Below are 14,371 nucleotides of genomic sequence, written 5' to 3' on the forward strand. Positions count from 1 at the left end.
GACAGGGCGCCCCGTGACACCGCCGCCCCTGGACGGCGACCCCGGCCTGCAACTCGAGCGGACCATGCTGGCCTGGCGGCGCACCGCGGCGGCGTTCCTGGTGGCCGGTGCCGTCGGCGCGCGCCTGCTCACCCCGCTGCTCGGCGGCTGGGCCTACCCGGCCGTGGCGGCACCGGCGCTCTGCGCGGGCGCGCTCGCCCTCGCGAGGTGCGTCCCATCGCACCGCACCACTGGGCGGCAACCGGTCCCGACGGCGCGCGGGAAGCCGGTGCCACCGGGGCCGCCGGTCGTCACCCCGGGGGCGGGCTGGATGGCCGGCGTCGCGGGGCTCACCTGCCTTCTCGGCATCGCCGCCGCGGTGACCGTGCTGACCGCCGCGACGCCGCCGTCGCCCCCGTGATCGTGCGAACCGCGGCGACCGCGTCGAGGTGGCCGTACCGGAGGGGGAGGCGCGTCGTCCGGGCAACACCTAGTCTCGGGCGTATGGCGAGGTACTACGACGTGCACCCGGACAACCCGCAGCCCCGGGTCCTCCGGCAGGTCGTCGACCTGATCCGCAACGGCGGCTTGATCGCCTACCCGACGGACTCGTGCTTCGCGTTCGGCTGCCAGCCGGGCAACCGGTCCGGTCTGGATCGGATCCGGGAGATCCGTCGGCTGGACGAACGGCATCACTTCACCTTGGTGTGCCGTGACTTCGCCCAACTCGGCCAGTTCGTGCAGGTCAGCAACTCGGTTTTCCGGATGGTGAAGGCGTGCACCCCGGGCAGCTACACCTTCATCCTGCCGGCGACCCGCGAGGTGCCGCGCCGGCTGCTGCACCCCAGGAAGCGCACCGTGGGCGTACGGGTCCCCAGGCACACGGTCGTCCAGGCGCTGCTGGCCGAACTCGGCGAGCCGTTGGTGTCGAGCACCCTGATGCTGCCTGGCGAGGACGAGCCGATGACCCAGGGGTGGGAGATCAAGGAACGGCTGGACCATCTCCTCGACGCGGTGATCGACGCTGGCGACTGTGGAAAGGAGCCGACCACCGTGGTCGACCTGTCGCAACCTGAGCCCGAGATCCTGCGCCACGGGGCCGGAGACCCGGGCTGCTTCGAGTAGCCGCATCGTTGGGGCGACGGTCGTTCGGGGAAATCCTCATCACAGCGCCCCCGATCCCGACCGGCGGCTGCCGGGGTGTCGGCCCGTCTCCGGCAGGTGACCGACTGGCAGCGGGGACATGCGTGGCGTCCGGGTGACAGGGCTGCCGCAGTGTCCGCGACATGGGTGGGACTTGGCGGCTGTGCGGGTGTCGGACCCGGTGCGCGGGACGCATCGCGGGGTGGCGGGGGCCCGCTCGCCCCGCTGGTGCCGTCGGGGCGCGGGCGCGGGTTGCAGACGGTCACCTTCCGCTGACCCTCAGCCACCGGCAGTCTCTCAACGGAATTTAGGAACGACTGTTCTTGACTGGTCGTTCCTAAACCCGCTACCGTGGTTGGCATGGGAAGACCACGCGGGTTCGACGAGGAACAGGCTGTTCAGGCGGCTGTGGAGGTGTTCGCCGACCAGGGGTACGACGGCACGTCCGTCGATGACCTGGTGGCCAAACTCGGCGTCCATCGCAACAGCCTGTACAAGACCTTCGGCAGCAAGCGAGGGCTCTACACAAGGGCGCTGCGCTGGCACGTGGAGCACCACGTGCGACCACTCGTCATGGCCGTCTCGGCGGCCGACGACATCACCGAGGCGCTGCGTCGCGCACTTGCCGCCGACGCGGCGCAACCCGGCTTCGACCTGCTCCTGAGGGCCGCGGTTGAACGCGCGCCCATCGACTCCGAGGTCGCCGAAATTGTCGCCGGTTGCTTGCAGGAGTTCGACGAGGCCCTCGGCCGGGTTCTGATCGCCACGTATCAGGGCGCTGACGAGACCGCTCGCGTCGCGGCACCGGCCACCGAGCTGACCGCCGCTGTGCTGGGTCTGCGCCTGCGGGCCAGGGCCGGCGCGTCCGAGACGCACACCACCGAAGCCGGCGGCGCTGTGGCCGACCAGCTCAGCCGGCACGAGATCTGAGGAGAGAGACATGGCACGCGTGCACATTGACGGCGAGGCCCTCGTCGTGGAGATCGAAGGCCTGGACAAGCTCTGGGCATTGAAGAGCCGACTCACGATTCCGCTGGTCAACGTCAGGGGCGCGACCGCCGACCCGGGAATCGTCAAGGAGTCGAAGGGGCTGCGAGCGCCGGGAGCGCACCTTCCCGGGGTCATCGTCGCGGGCACCTTCCACCTCGACGGCGAGCGGGTGTTCTGGGACGTTCGCGACCCAGCCCAGGCTGTCGTCATCGAACTGACCGACGAACGCTACAACCGCCTCGTCATCCAGGTCAGCGACCCCCGCGCGACGGTCCGGCTCATCGAAGAGGCCACCCGGAAGCCCTGACCGGTCCGTCCGACCTTCCCCCACCGGCCGACGGCCACACCGGCCCCTTTTGACCCACCACGAATGGCGATGCCTCATGCCCGCGATCCGAACACTGATTCCCGATGACCACGACGAGCCGCTCACCGACATCACGAAGACGTCCGACGGGGTAAGGGTGCAGGTGCGCAACCTCACCAAGCGGTTCGGTGCCGTCCCGGCCGTCACCGACCTGAGCTTCACCGTGGAGCCCGGGCGGGTGACCGGTTTCCTCGGACCGAACGGCGCCGGAAAGTCGACCACCCTGCGGATGATCCTGGGATTGATCCGGCCCACCTCTGGCGACGCGCTCATCGGTGGCCGGCGCTACGTCGATCTGCCGCAGCCGGCTCGTACCGTCGGCGCGGCTCTGGACGCATCGAGCTGTCATCCCGGAATCAGCGCCCGGGACCACCTGCGGATCTACTGCGACATGGCCGGGCTGCCGGCACGGCGCGCGGACGAGGTCATCGAGGCTCTGGAGATGTCCGGGTTCGCGGGCCGGAATACCGGCGGATTCTCCACCGGTATGCGCCAGCGGCTAGCCCTCGCCACGGCCCTACTCGGCAACGCTCCCGTGCTACTCCTGGACGAGCCGACCAACGGGCTCGACCCCGGGGGGATCGCCTGGCTACGCCGGTTCCTACGCCAGCTCGCCGACGAGGGGCGCACCGTTCTGGTCTCCAGCCATGTGCTCAGCGAGGTGGAGCAGATGGTAGATCGCGTGGTCGTGCTCAACGCCGGGCGCCTGATGGCCGAAGGCACTCTCGACGAACTCGCTGCGGTAACCGTTCCCGCCGTCGTGGTCCAGTCTCCTGACGCTGACCTCCTCGCCGCGCGACTGGCCGATGTCGGGACGACCGACGGTCGCCCGCCCCGGATCGAGAACACCGGTCCGGGCACCCTGCGAGTCCATGGCCTCAACGCCGAACGGGTGGCTGACGCCGCGGCGCACGCGGGCCTGAGGGTGTACGGACTGACGCCGTACCGCACCGACCTGGAACAGGCATTTCTGCAGTTGACCGGGGAAAAGAGGACCATCACATGAGCCACCTCGTCCGAGCCGAGTTCCGCCGGCTGTTCGCCACCCGCCTCTGGACCTGGGCGGTGGTCGCCGCGGTCGTCTTCGGAGGCGGCCTGGTCGGGCTGCTCACCGTCATCGGTCCGGAGAACGTCAATCCGCCACTGCCCGGAATGGACACCGAGGCCGGCATCCGAGCGGTACTCGGCCTCGCCGGGCTCGGAGTGATCGTCCCTGCACTGTTCGGCGCGACGGCGGTCACCTCCGAGTACCGGCACCGGACCATATCGACCGCGTTCCTGTTCGCACCTCGACGCTGGAGCGTGCTGGCCGCGAAACTCCTCGTCTACCTCGTCGCCGGAGCGGCCTATGGGCTGATCACCACGACCACGGCCGGCATCGCGCTCTACGCCGGGACGGCTGTCCGGGACATCCCCATCGGCGCAACACCCGATGTCGTCGTCGGTCTGCTGCTGCGCCTGGTCGTGGCGATGGCCGCCTACACGGTACTGGGCGTGGGCATCGGCGCACTGGTCCGCAACCAGGTGATCGCGTTGGCCGGCCTGGGCGCGTACCTCTACATGGGGGAAAACCTGCTGCTCTTCATTCCCGGGGTGAACACGGCTTACCCGTTCCTGCCTGGCGGCGCCACCGCCGCGCTGACCAACTTCACCGCGCTCACCCAGGTGGCCCAGGACACGGCCGGGGCCGCACCGCAGCTCCTCTCCCCGCCGGCCGGGGCCGGGCTGCTGGTCGCCTATGCGCTTGCCGCCGCTCTGCTGGCTATCGTCCTGCCCCTACGTAGGGACGTTGCCTGACTGGGGCGGGCCACCCGGGCGACGGTCCGGCCCTGGCAGACGTTCCTACGCCGCTTGTACCGCCTCGGCTTCTACCTGGAGTTCTGAAGGCTTGCGATAAGAAGACGAATTTTGATTCGTCGGAACGGTTTGGCACGATCATCATCGTGTCGGATGCGCAGTACAGCTACGTGGGACCGCCGGACGCGCCGGACCGGTATGAGCTGATCGAGCGGCGCGCCGCTGGTGGCGAGGGCGAGGTCTGGCGAGCTCGCGAGCACCACGGAAACGTGGCGTTCTCGTACGCGGTGAAGATCCTCCGGGTACCAGCGGAGGATGAGACCGACCGCGGCTTGGAGGGCCTCCGGCTGCAGGCGGCGCTGGCGACCCAGCTCGAACACCCGGCGCTGGTGAAGGTCAAGGAGGTATTCGTCGGCCCGTCGCCGCATCCGGCCGGAGAGTCCACCACGGACAGCGCACCACGACTGTATTTCGTCATGAAGTGGATCGAAGGCCGCAGCCTGCAGGAGATGCTGGAAAGCGGCGGGGTACGCGGGTTGGGCATCCTCAAGCCGCTCGAGCCGATCGCCGAGGCCATCGACTACCTGCACAGCGGCCAGGACACGGACGGCATACCGGTCCTGCACCGGGACATCAAACCGGCCAACATCCTGGTCTCTGGCAGCGGGCGGGCCTATCTGGTCGACTTTGGCCTGGTCCGGCTGCGCAGCACCAGCGGCACCGCCCGGGTGTACGGCACGGCGCCGTTCATGGCACCGGAGTCCCTGGCTCGGGGCGAGTACACCCCGGCCACGGACCGCTACGCCCTCGGCGCGACCGTCTACTACGCCCTGACCAGCGAGATGCCGATGCCGGGCGACATCGACGGCATGACCCAGCGGCTCACCGCGTCACTCGGTCCGGGGCAGGACCGGGTGATACGCGGAATCCTGTCGATGGTCGCGGTGACCGCCGAGCGCCGGCCGGCCGCTGCGGCAGCCTGGGTCAAGGCGCTGTCGGACGCACCGCCGGAGACCTCGGTCGGCGGGGCACCGCAGCCGGCCACGCCACCGCCCAGCCCCGGGCCGTCGCACCACCCGCTGCCGCCCACGTCCGGGGCGCCCGGCTACGCGCCACCGCCCGGCTCGCCGCTGGCCCACACCTCCGGGGCCCCCGGCCACCAACCGCCCTTCGGCTACCCGCTGCCGCCCACCTCCGGTCCGCCCGGCCGCCCGCCGTCGGGCAACCCGGTGTCGTCGGACTACCCGCTGCCGCCCGGACCCCGGCCGTCGGCGGCTGCGGGACCGTCGGAGTACCCGCTGCCGCCCGGCTTAGGGCCGGCAGGTTTCCCCGGGGCGCCCGGCCAGCCCCGGAAGAAGTCCAAGGCCCCGATGATCATCGGAATCGTGGCGACGGTTCTCCTCGTCGCTTGTTGCGTACCGACGGGGTGGAACCTCGTCCGGGGCAACCTTCCCGGCGACCTGACCGCGAGTCCCACCCCCAGCGTCGACCGTGCCTCCCCGCCGCCGGCGGTGACCGCACTGGAGCCCGTACTGCTGTCGGTGGCCGATGTCGGGTCCGCGATGAAGACAGAGCGTGACTCGGTCAAGAAGAGTTCCACCAACGACGCGCTGCACAATGGTCTGACCAAGCTTTCGCTCTGCTCGGACGGCACAGTTCGCGGTGATGCGATCGGGGCGCACAGCAGCAACGGCTACTGGGTGACCACCGGCCAGTACCCGTACCTCGGCTCGGCGGTCGCCGGCTTCTACGGCAACGCTGCCGACCCGTTCCTCGATGCCGTCCGCACGGCGGCCGAGCGGTGCGGATGGCGGCCGTTCACGGTGCCGAAGTTGGGTCAGGAGTCGTTCGGGATCACCGCCGGCGGATCCAACGGCGTCTACGCGATGATCTTCGTCCGCTCGGGCCAGGTGCTCTTCCAGGTCGCGATCCAGAACGACTACGTAGGCGGCAGCTACCAGAGCGACCTGATCAAAATGGCGACGTCGATGGCCAAGCGGCTGCCGAAACCCAAGGCGAGCCGGTGACCGCCCCGGGGCCGGTGGTGGCGTGAGCGCCACGTTGCTGGTCGGAATACCCGGCGAGGGCGGGGAGCGCCGTGTCACGGCGGTCGGCGGGCCGTTGAGAATCGGCCGTGATCCACTCTGCTCGATCGTCCTGGACGACTCGCGGGCCTCCCGCGAGCACCTGGAGCTCACCTACCGGGCCGGACGGTGGCACCTGCGTGACCTCGCCAGCCGCAACGGCACATTCGTCGACGGCCGTCAGGTGCACGAGCTGGAGATAACGGTCGCCTGCGCGGTGCGGCTCGGCAACGACGTCGACGGTCCCGTGCTCACCTTCCGCCCGGAAGGGCCTCCCGCCGCCCCGCCGACGGTGACCGGTTCGGCGCAGCCAGCCCGTTCGGCCGAGGTGCGGCCGAACGGCTTCGTACCCGGCGCCGAACCACCATCCGGTGCACGATTCGCGGCGGGCCGGATCCCCTCGGCCAGTTACCCGACCGCGGATCGGATCCGGATCGGGCGGGAGCCGGACAACGACATCGTCCTCGACGATCTGCTGGTCTCCCGCTACCACGCCGACCTTGTTCGGGACGGTGCCGGATTCCGTGTCATCGACCTGGGTACGCGCAACGGCACGTACGTCAACGGACGGCAGATCGAGCGGGCGGTGCTGAACGGCGGGGACCTCCTGTCGTTCGGGCACCACCAGATGGTGTTCGACGGCGCCGCACTGCACGACTACGTCGACGCCGGCCGGGTGTCGCTGCGCGCCGAAGGGCTGGGTGTCAAGGTCGGCGCGCGGAACCTGCTCTCGGAAGTCTCGTTCGAGTTGGACGAGTGCAGTCTGCTCGCGGTCGTCGGCCCGAGCGGCGCCGGCAAATCGACGCTGCTGGGGGCGCTGACCGGCAACCGCCCGGCGCAGTCCGGCACGGTGCGCTACCAGGACCGTGACCTCTACGCCGAGTACGCCGACCTGCGGCACCGCATCGGCCTGGTCCCGCAGGACGACATCCTGCACCGCCAACTAACCGTACGCCGTGCGTTGCGCTACGCGGCCGGGCTTCGCTTCGGCCCCGATGTGACACCTGCGGAGCGGGACCAGCGCATCGACGAGGTGCTCGGCCAACTCGCCCTCACCGCGCACGCCGACCAGCGCATCGACACGCTCTCCGGTGGACAGCGCAAGCGCACCTCGGTGGCGCTGGAGCTGCTCACCGAGCCCTCGCTGCTCTTCCTCGACGAGCCGACCTCCGGGCTGGACCCGGCGCTGGACCGCGACGTGATGCACGGCCTGCGCGAGCTGGCCGACCGTGGCCGGACCGTCGTGGTGGTGACGCACAGCCCGCTGCACCTGAACGTGTGCGACCGGGTGCTGGTACTCGCCCGCGGCGGCAAGGTCGCCTACTTCGGCCCGCCGGACGAGCTGCTCGACTTCTTCGGGGCGGCCGAGTACGCCGACGTGTTCACCGCGGTCGCCGCCGAGCCGGACGTCTGGGCCGCCCAGTTCGCGGCCACCCGCCCGCCGGCCAAGGCCGCACCGGCGAGTGAGCGGGCGGTGGTCACCGCGCCGCCGCCGCGTCAGGGCTGGTGGCGGCAGATGGCGATCGTCGCCCGCCGCACGGTCGCCGTCACCCTCGCCGACCGGTTGTACGCGGCGCTCTCCCTCGGCCTGCCGGTCGGTCTCGCCGTTCTGCTGCATGTGGTCCCCGGCTCCGACGGTCTCGGGCAGCCCGCACAACCGCCCGGGCGTAGCACCGAGGCCGCCGAGCTGCTCGTCATCCTGATCACCGGCGCGATCTTCATCGGGCTGGCCGGCGGCATCCGCGAGTTCGTCGGGGAGGGCGCCATCTACCGCCGGGAACGGGCGGTCGGCATGGCGCCCGGCGCCTACCTGAGCGCGAAGCTGGTCGTGTTCGCCGTACTGAACGCGTTCCAGGCGGCACTGTTCGTCCTTCTCGGCATGTTGGGCCGGCCGGTACCCCCCGAGGCGCTCGTGCTGGGCGTGCCGCTGGTCGAGCTGATCGCGGTGCTCTGGCTGACCACGCTGGCAGCGACCGTGCTGGGGCTGCTGGTCAGTGTCTACGTGTCCACGAGCGAGCAGACGATGCCGGTGCTGGTCGGGCTCGTGATGGCGCAGCTCGTGCTCTGCGGCGGGCTTTTCGCCGTGGTCGAGCGCGCCGGCATCGAACAGCTTTCCTGGCTGGCCCCGGCCCGCTGGGGATACGCCGCCGCGGCTGCCACAGTGGACCTGCGCGCGATAATGCTCAAGCCTGCGCCGGACGCACTCTGGGCGCATACCACCGGCACGTGGAGTTGGGCTATGGCCGTCCTGGCCGGCCAGACCGTACTGCTGTCCGCGGCGGTGCGGTGGGCGCTACGCCGCCACGAGCCCGTACTGGAAAGCCGGAGGAACCGCACGTGAGTCGCCGCAAAGATTCTGTCCCCGCCCTCGAAGCCGTGATGCGCGACGGCTGGAGCAGTGCATGCCGGCTGTACGAGCACCTGGCGCGGGGTGGCCAGTTGATCGCGCTGCCGCCCAGCGGACTACGGCTGAGCCAGAACGAAACGATCTTCGGCGACACGGTGCTGGGTTACGCACGCTTCTACGGCACCGCCATGCAGTATCGGGAGAGCAGCCACCTCTGGTTCGGCTCGACGAGTTTCGTGCTCGCCGGCATGGCCGGTGACGCCATCAGCAACGCCAGCGCCCGCAACCGCGCCCAGGCGATGGCGGCGGCACAGTGGCGGGACCAGGCGCAGGTGCGGATGATCCTCACCAACCAGCGGCTACTCGCGGACTACCAGGGCAACCTGCTGAGCTTCTGGCACAACGGCGTACTGGAACTCACCGCCGACCTGACCCAGTGGTCGTTCATCCTCCGCTACCAGGAGGGCAACCCGCTGATGCTGCATGGCCCGGCGGCGCCGTGGTACGCGGTCGCGGTCGCTTGGCTGATCTTCGGCCCGCAGGGCATGCACCTTCCGGCGCTCGCACCGATAAGCGCAGCCGTCGCGCAGCGTTCCCGCGCCATCACCGGCGAGGTCGTGCCCGACTAGGCTGGAGTATCAGACGGCAGTCGCCTGCAACTACGCACGGTTACGCCTTTCGGATCATCGGGCGACCAGGAGCAGCAGGCTGCGACCGCGCAGCAGATAGCCGGTGCCCTGATCGCCGATCAGCGTCTCCGACCCGGGTGCGGCGACCTGGTTGGCGCCCTCCGCCCAGGTGGCGGTGTCGGTGACCCGGTACCAGCGCTTCCCGGCTCCCGGGGACGGAAGGGTGAAGTTCACATCCCCGGACCAGCCGTTGTAGCCGACGTAGATCGCCGATGCCGGGTCGCCGAACTCGGTGCCGTCGATCCGCCAGCCGAGCGCGTGGTTTCCCGCGTCGCCCCAGTACGCACCGTCCGGGCTGATGCCTGCCGGCGTGAACCAGGCCAGCTGGGCAAGTCCGTTGCCGTTGGCGTCGGCGGCGGAGTAGAAGTTGGCCGGCCGTAGCGCCGGGTGCGCGTGGCGGAAGGCGGCCAGCCGCGAGGCGAAGGTCTGGAAGGTGGTCTGGTCGGTGGTCGGGCTCCAACCCAGCCAGTTCGCCGACGAGTCCAGGTTGTACGGGTTGTTGTTGCAGCGCAGCCCGCGCAGGGTTTCGTCGCCGCCGGTGATCATGGGGGTGCCGGCCGACAGCATCAGGAATGCGTGCCCGTTGCGGGCCGCCCGACGCTGGTCGGCGGCGACCCCGCCGTGGTCCCAGGAGATGTTGTCGTCGCTGCCGCCGTCCGACGGCCCGTACGGCCACGCCTGGTTGTTGTTCTTGCCGTTGCAGGCGTACAAGTCGGCCAGGGTGAACCCGTCGTGGGCGACCATGAAGTTCACCGAGTGCCAAGGCCGTCGCCCGTCGTCGCCGTACAGGTCGGAGGAGCCGGCGAACCGGTCGGCGAGTTGGCCCGGGGTGACCGCGTCCACGCCGAGCTTGTTCTGGTCGCGGCGTAGCGTGTCCCGGTACCGCCCGTTCCACTCCGCCCACCCGGTCGGGAAGTTACCCACCTGGTAGGTTCCGTTGCCGATCGCCCACGGCTCGGCGATCCAGTCGACGCCCGCGCCACCGCCGGCCGGTCGGGGCGGCATCTCCCGGGTGATTCGGTTGAGTGCGGTGTTCGGGTCGGTACGGCTGTACGAGAAGCAGCCGTGCTGGCAGGTGTTGCCGAGCACCGAGGCGAGGTCGTGCCGGAAGCCGTCGACCCCGAGGACGTCCTTCCAGTACGCCAGCGAGTCGACGATGAGATCCTGGGCGACGGGGTGGTAACTGTTGTAGTTTCCACCGACTCCGGTGTTGTCCCAGGAGGACTGCCGGTCGGCGGTGAGTGAGTAGTAGGTGGGATTGTCCAGCCCGCGCCAGGAGAAGACGTCGTAGACGGACGACCCGCCCGCGCTGTAGACCCCGTTCTCGCCGGTGTGGTTGTAGACCACGTCGACCAGCACCTTGATCCCGGCGTCGTGGAACGCCTTCACCATCTGCTGGAACTCCCGGGTCGGCCCGCCTGGCGAGCGGTCGTAGGCGTACCGGCGGTCCGGGGCGAAGTAGTTGAGGGTCATGTAGCCCCAGTAGTTGTCGCCTGTGGTGCCGGTCGGGTCGACGTCGTTCGTGTCGTTCTGGGTCTCCTGCAACGGCAGGAACTCCACCGCGGTCACCCCGAGCGAGGCGAGGTAGCCGGCCTTCAGCGCCGCGCCCCGGTAGGTGCCCCGGTAGGCGGCCGGCACCGACGGGTCGTTGCGGGTCAACCCGCGCAGGTGTACCTCATAGATGACGTCGTCCTTCAGCGCCCGGCCCGGCTTGTTGCCGAAAGCGGGCGTGGTCGTGGGCAGGACGACGCCCTTCGCCGCGTGCGGGCCGCTGTCGACAGCCCGGTACGTCGGGCCGGAGGCGTACACCGTCGAGGTGGTCATGCCGGGCCGGAGCGGGTCGTGACTGATCTCCCGGGCGTACGGGTCGAGCAGAAGCTTGTTGGGGTTGAACCGGTTACCGGCGGCGTCCACGTCGGCGATGAACCCGGCCGAGGAACCCTTCGTCCAGGCGGTGCTGTACGGCCAGTTCGGGCCCCAGGCGCGGTAGCCGTAGTAGACGGTGCCGCTGATGCCCGCGCTGCGCAGCGCGGCGACGTCGACGGTGACGGCGAACGTGCCGGCGGCATCCCTGGTGAGCAGGTAGCTGGCGTTCTCCTGGGTGCCGGTAGGTGCGGCGTAGAGATTGACCGTCATCCGGGTGGCGGCGGACGAGTGGACCCGGAACGTGATCCGCGACCCGGCGCTGTCGTACCGGGCGCCGAGGGTGCGAGTGTCGATGCCCGCGACGGCCGGTGCGGGCGCGGTGATCAGGGGCGCGGCGACGGCGGCCAGCGCGGCGCAGAGCAGGGCGGCGAGGGTGGCTCGGGCACGCGAGGCTTGCGGTACGGACATGGTCTTCTCCCGGACGGGACGCGGAACCGACGTGACGTGAGGGGACGGGTCGGACGATGCGAGGTGGGGCGATCCCGGCCGCTCTACCGGTATGACGTCCGGGGGTGTTGAAAGTTCTCTGCAAGATTGGCGAAAAGATAACAGTCGATTTCAAGGCCGTAAAGTGGTCGACGGCCGCCGATCGAACCCGGTCGGCTCGGGGGTGTCCAGGGCCAGCCCGGCGCCGCTCCTACGCTGTCGACTACCGTGCCGCCCTGCTGGCCGCGCACCTGGCCATCCCCCCGCCTTGGGTGGCCTGGAACGATCCACAACGCCTACGACGTGATCCACCGCGTCCCCATCTCTGCGGTCAGCTCGGCGCAGATCATGACCGCCGGTCCCGGTTCGCCGCGATGGTCGATCGCCCCGGTCGCACCTCACCGTCTGCAACGGGCGTGAAAGCGGTAGGCTGTCGAAGCGGGTATGTGACGGCCGATGACGCGCCCCGACCGCCCGCCTTCTTCCGGCTTGCAGCTGCCAGCGAATCCGTTGTGCGCTGCCCTGTGACACCTTGGAGTGCGTTTTGGCAGACATGACGCCGCCCGCCCTGAATCCCTTCGCTTCAGGGAGCGACCGGGACACCGACCGCGAGCACGGGCAGGCGGTAGACGTGAGCGCGGACGCGATGACCCGCATGCGCACCCCGTTCGTCTCCCGGGACACTGACCACAGCACCGCTGACGAGGCCGACCGACACTAGCTACAGGTGATCCGCGTCCCGTGACGCCTTGAGAGTCGCCAGATCGGTCACGGCAGAGCCGGCTCCGGTAGCCGCTGGCGGGTGAGCGCTCCCCGCTGCCGGACGCGTCGCAGTCCCACTGGCAGATCGTGCCCCTGTCAGTCCCGGTCGTCGGCGGCCGGCCTTAGCTGACCGTCAAGTAGCGGTCTACCTGGTGCGTCCGGAGGTTCGACTGTGCAGACTGAGGCGATGCCCGCCGCCGACTCGCCCGCCCGCCGCCGTCGTACCCAGACTCTCGTCGCGGTGGTCGCCGCGCTCGCCATGGCGGTCGCGCTCGGCGCCTGGGCGCTGCGGGACCGGGTCGCCGGCGAGGATGGCGCGCCGGAGCAGGGCGCCGTGACCGCCTTCGGTACCGCCCCGGCGGACGGCGCCCCCGTCTGCGCCGGTCGGGAGGTCCGGGCGCCCCGCGAGTTGCGGGGCATGTGGATCACGACGGTGAACAACATCGACTGGCCGAGCCGGCGGGGGTTGCCGGCGGAGTCGGCGCGGGCGGAGTTCCGGGGCTGGCTGGACCTGGCGGTGCGGCGCAACCACAACGCGGTCTTCGTGCACGTGCGGCCGAGCGGGGACGCGCTGTGGCCGTCGGCGTACGCGCCGTGGTCGGAGTGGCTGACCGGGCGACGCGACGGCCGCGACCCGGGCTGGGACCCGATGGAGTTCATGGTCGCCGAGGCGCACGCCCGCAACCTGGAGTTCCACGCCTGGTTCAACCCGTACCGGGGCGGGCAGCCGGCCACGGTGGGCGGGCCCGGCCCGAGGCTGGACCGGCTCGCGCCGACGCACCCGCTGCGACGGCACCGCGACTGGGTGGTGACCTATCCCAGCGCCGACCGGCCCGGCAGCCGCCTCTACTTCAACCCCGGCATCCCCGAGGCACGCAAGTTCGTCGAGGACGCGATGCTGGAGGCGGTGCAGCGCTACGACGTCGACGGGGTGCACTTCGACGACTTCTTCTATCCGTACCCCGAGGCCGGGCAGGACTTCCCGGACGACGCGACGTTCGCCCGGTACGGCCGGGGGTTCGCGGACAAGCATGCCTGGCGCCGGGACAACGTGAACACGCTGGTCCGCGAGATGAGCGAGCGGATCAAGGCGATCAAGCCGTGGGTGAAGTTCGGCATCAGCCCGTTCGGCATCTGGCGCAACAAGCGCACCGACCCGGCCGGCTCGGCGACGGCCGGGTTGCAGAGCTACGACGACATCTACGCCGACACCCGGCTCTGGGTGCGGGAGCAGTGGCTGGACTACGTCGTGCCGCAGCTCTACTGGCACATCGGGTTCGGCAGGGCCGACTACGCCAAGCTGCTGCCGTGGTGGGCGGCCACGGTGCGGGGCACCCGGGTGCAGCTCTACATCGGCCAGGCCGACTACCGGGTGGGCGAGCGCGGCGCCTGGCGCGACCCGGCCGAGCTGGACCGCCAGCTCGCCCTCAACCGCCGGTACGGCGTGAGCGGAAGCGTGCACTTCAGCGCCGCTCAGGTGCGCGCCGACAAGCTCGGGGCGGTCAGCCGGTACAGCGGCGCCCACTACGCCGGCCCGGCGCTGGTGCCCGCGATGGCGCAGCTGCCGGCGGCGCCGCCGACCGCCCCCACGGTCACCGACGCGCGGCGTGCGGACGCCGGCGGGGTGACGCTGGCCTGGCGCGGCGACGGCGCGACGAGTTTCGCCGTCTACCGCATGGACGGCGACGCGGCCCGGCTCGTCGGCACCGTCCGGGGTGCCGGCTGGGTCGACCACACCGCCCCCGCCGGCCGGCCGCTGTCCTACTGTGTGTCCGGCCTGGACCGCAGCGGCAACGAGGGCCCGATCAGCACGCCGATCTCCGTCGACGCGCGGTAGGCGATCCGGGGACCCACGGCCTTC

The 14,371-nt window shown here is 70.5% G+C and carries 11 protein-coding genes; 10 read left to right on the plus strand and 1 reads right to left on the minus strand.

Annotated features, from left to right (window positions below; genetic code table 11):
- The first annotated feature begins 13 nt into the window (after positions 1-13).
- The 9 genes from AB0G13_RS18665 to AB0G13_RS18705 all read left to right on the plus strand — a co-directional run bounded on the left by AB0G13_RS18665 (position 14) and on the right by AB0G13_RS18705 (position 9,336).
- A complete protein-coding gene (locus AB0G13_RS18665; RefSeq protein WP_357875725.1) occupies positions 14-400 on the plus strand; it encodes a DUF202 domain-containing protein in 387 nt (128 codons plus the stop codon).
- An 83-nt stretch (positions 401-483) separates the two neighbouring features.
- Positions 484-1,104 (plus strand): L-threonylcarbamoyladenylate synthase, encoded by a 621-nt coding sequence (locus AB0G13_RS18670; protein ID WP_357875727.1) that lies wholly within the window; start codon positions 484-486, stop codon positions 1,102-1,104.
- 378 nt (positions 1,105-1,482) lie between these two features.
- Positions 1,483-2,052 (plus strand): helix-turn-helix domain-containing protein, encoded by a 570-nt coding sequence (locus AB0G13_RS18675; RefSeq protein ID WP_357875729.1) that lies wholly within the window; start codon positions 1,483-1,485, stop codon positions 2,050-2,052.
- Positions 2,053-2,062: 10 nt separating this feature from the next.
- Positions 2,063-2,419, plus strand: a complete 357-nt coding sequence (locus AB0G13_RS18680; RefSeq protein ID WP_357875731.1) for a hypothetical protein — start codon at positions 2,063-2,065, stop codon at positions 2,417-2,419.
- A 76-nt stretch (positions 2,420-2,495) separates the two neighbouring features.
- Entirely contained in the window at positions 2,496-3,485 is a 990-nt protein-coding gene (locus AB0G13_RS18685) for an ATP-binding cassette domain-containing protein (RefSeq protein WP_357875733.1), read from the plus strand.
- The gene (locus AB0G13_RS18690; RefSeq protein WP_357875735.1) at positions 3,482-4,276 is read left to right on the plus strand and encodes an ABC transporter permease; all 795 of its coding nucleotides are present in this window, start codon (positions 3,482-3,484) and stop codon (positions 4,274-4,276) included. Before AB0G13_RS18685 ends, AB0G13_RS18690 begins: the two co-directional genes overlap by 4 nt.
- A 146-nt stretch (positions 4,277-4,422) precedes the next feature.
- On the plus strand, positions 4,423-6,303 hold the full coding sequence (locus tag AB0G13_RS18695) for a protein kinase (protein ID WP_357875737.1): 1,881 nt from the start codon (positions 4,423-4,425) through the stop codon (positions 6,301-6,303).
- Between the two features lie 22 nt (positions 6,304-6,325).
- The gene (locus AB0G13_RS18700; RefSeq protein ID WP_357875739.1) at positions 6,326-8,701 is read left to right on the plus strand and encodes an FHA domain-containing protein; all 2,376 of its coding nucleotides are present in this window, start codon (positions 6,326-6,328) and stop codon (positions 8,699-8,701) included.
- On the plus strand, positions 8,698-9,336 hold the full coding sequence (locus AB0G13_RS18705) for a hypothetical protein (protein WP_357875741.1): 639 nt from the start codon (positions 8,698-8,700) through the stop codon (positions 9,334-9,336). Before AB0G13_RS18700 ends, AB0G13_RS18705 begins: the two co-directional genes overlap by 4 nt.
- Before the next feature lie 54 nt (positions 9,337-9,390).
- Here AB0G13_RS18705 and AB0G13_RS18710 read toward each other — a convergent pair whose 3' ends face one another.
- The gene (locus AB0G13_RS18710) at positions 9,391-11,730 is read right to left on the minus strand and encodes an isoamylase (RefSeq protein ID WP_357875743.1); all 2,340 of its coding nucleotides are present in this window, start codon (positions 11,728-11,730) and stop codon (positions 9,391-9,393) included.
- Between the two features lie 967 nt (positions 11,731-12,697).
- Between AB0G13_RS18710 and AB0G13_RS18715 the strand changes: the two genes are divergently transcribed.
- Positions 12,698-14,347, plus strand: a complete 1,650-nt coding sequence (locus AB0G13_RS18715) for a family 10 glycosylhydrolase (protein WP_357875766.1) — start codon at positions 12,698-12,700, stop codon at positions 14,345-14,347.
- The last annotated feature ends 24 nt before the right edge of the window (positions 14,348-14,371 follow it).

Origin of the sequence: Micromonospora sp. NPDC023633 (genome assembly GCF_040640035.1) — a bacterium.
In the GTDB taxonomy this organism is placed as follows: Bacteria; Actinomycetota; Actinomycetes; order Mycobacteriales; family Micromonosporaceae; genus Micromonospora.

Excerpts from the sequence above, each read along its gene's own strand:
- AB0G13_RS18690 (WP_357875735.1), top strand. The coding sequence starts at position 3,482 with ATGAGCCACCTCGTCCGAGCCGAGTTCCGCCGGCTGTTCGCCACCCGC.
- AB0G13_RS18685 (WP_357875733.1), top strand. The coding sequence starts at position 2,496 with ATGCCCGCGATCCGAACACTGATTCCCGATGACCACGACGAGCCGCTC.
- AB0G13_RS18715 (WP_357875766.1), top strand. The coding sequence starts at position 12,698 with ATGCCCGCCGCCGACTCGCCCGCCCGCCGCCGTCGTACCCAGACTCTC.
- AB0G13_RS18680 (WP_357875731.1), top strand. The coding sequence starts at position 2,063 with ATGGCACGCGTGCACATTGACGGCGAGGCCCTCGTCGTGGAGATCGAA.
- AB0G13_RS18670 (WP_357875727.1), top strand. The coding sequence starts at position 484 with ATGGCGAGGTACTACGACGTGCACCCGGACAACCCGCAGCCCCGGGTC.
- AB0G13_RS18675 (WP_357875729.1), top strand. The coding sequence starts at position 1,483 with ATGGGAAGACCACGCGGGTTCGACGAGGAACAGGCTGTTCAGGCGGCT.
- AB0G13_RS18710 (WP_357875743.1), bottom strand. The coding sequence starts at position 11,730 with ATGTCCGTACCGCAAGCCTCGCGTGCCCGAGCCACCCTCGCCGCCCTG.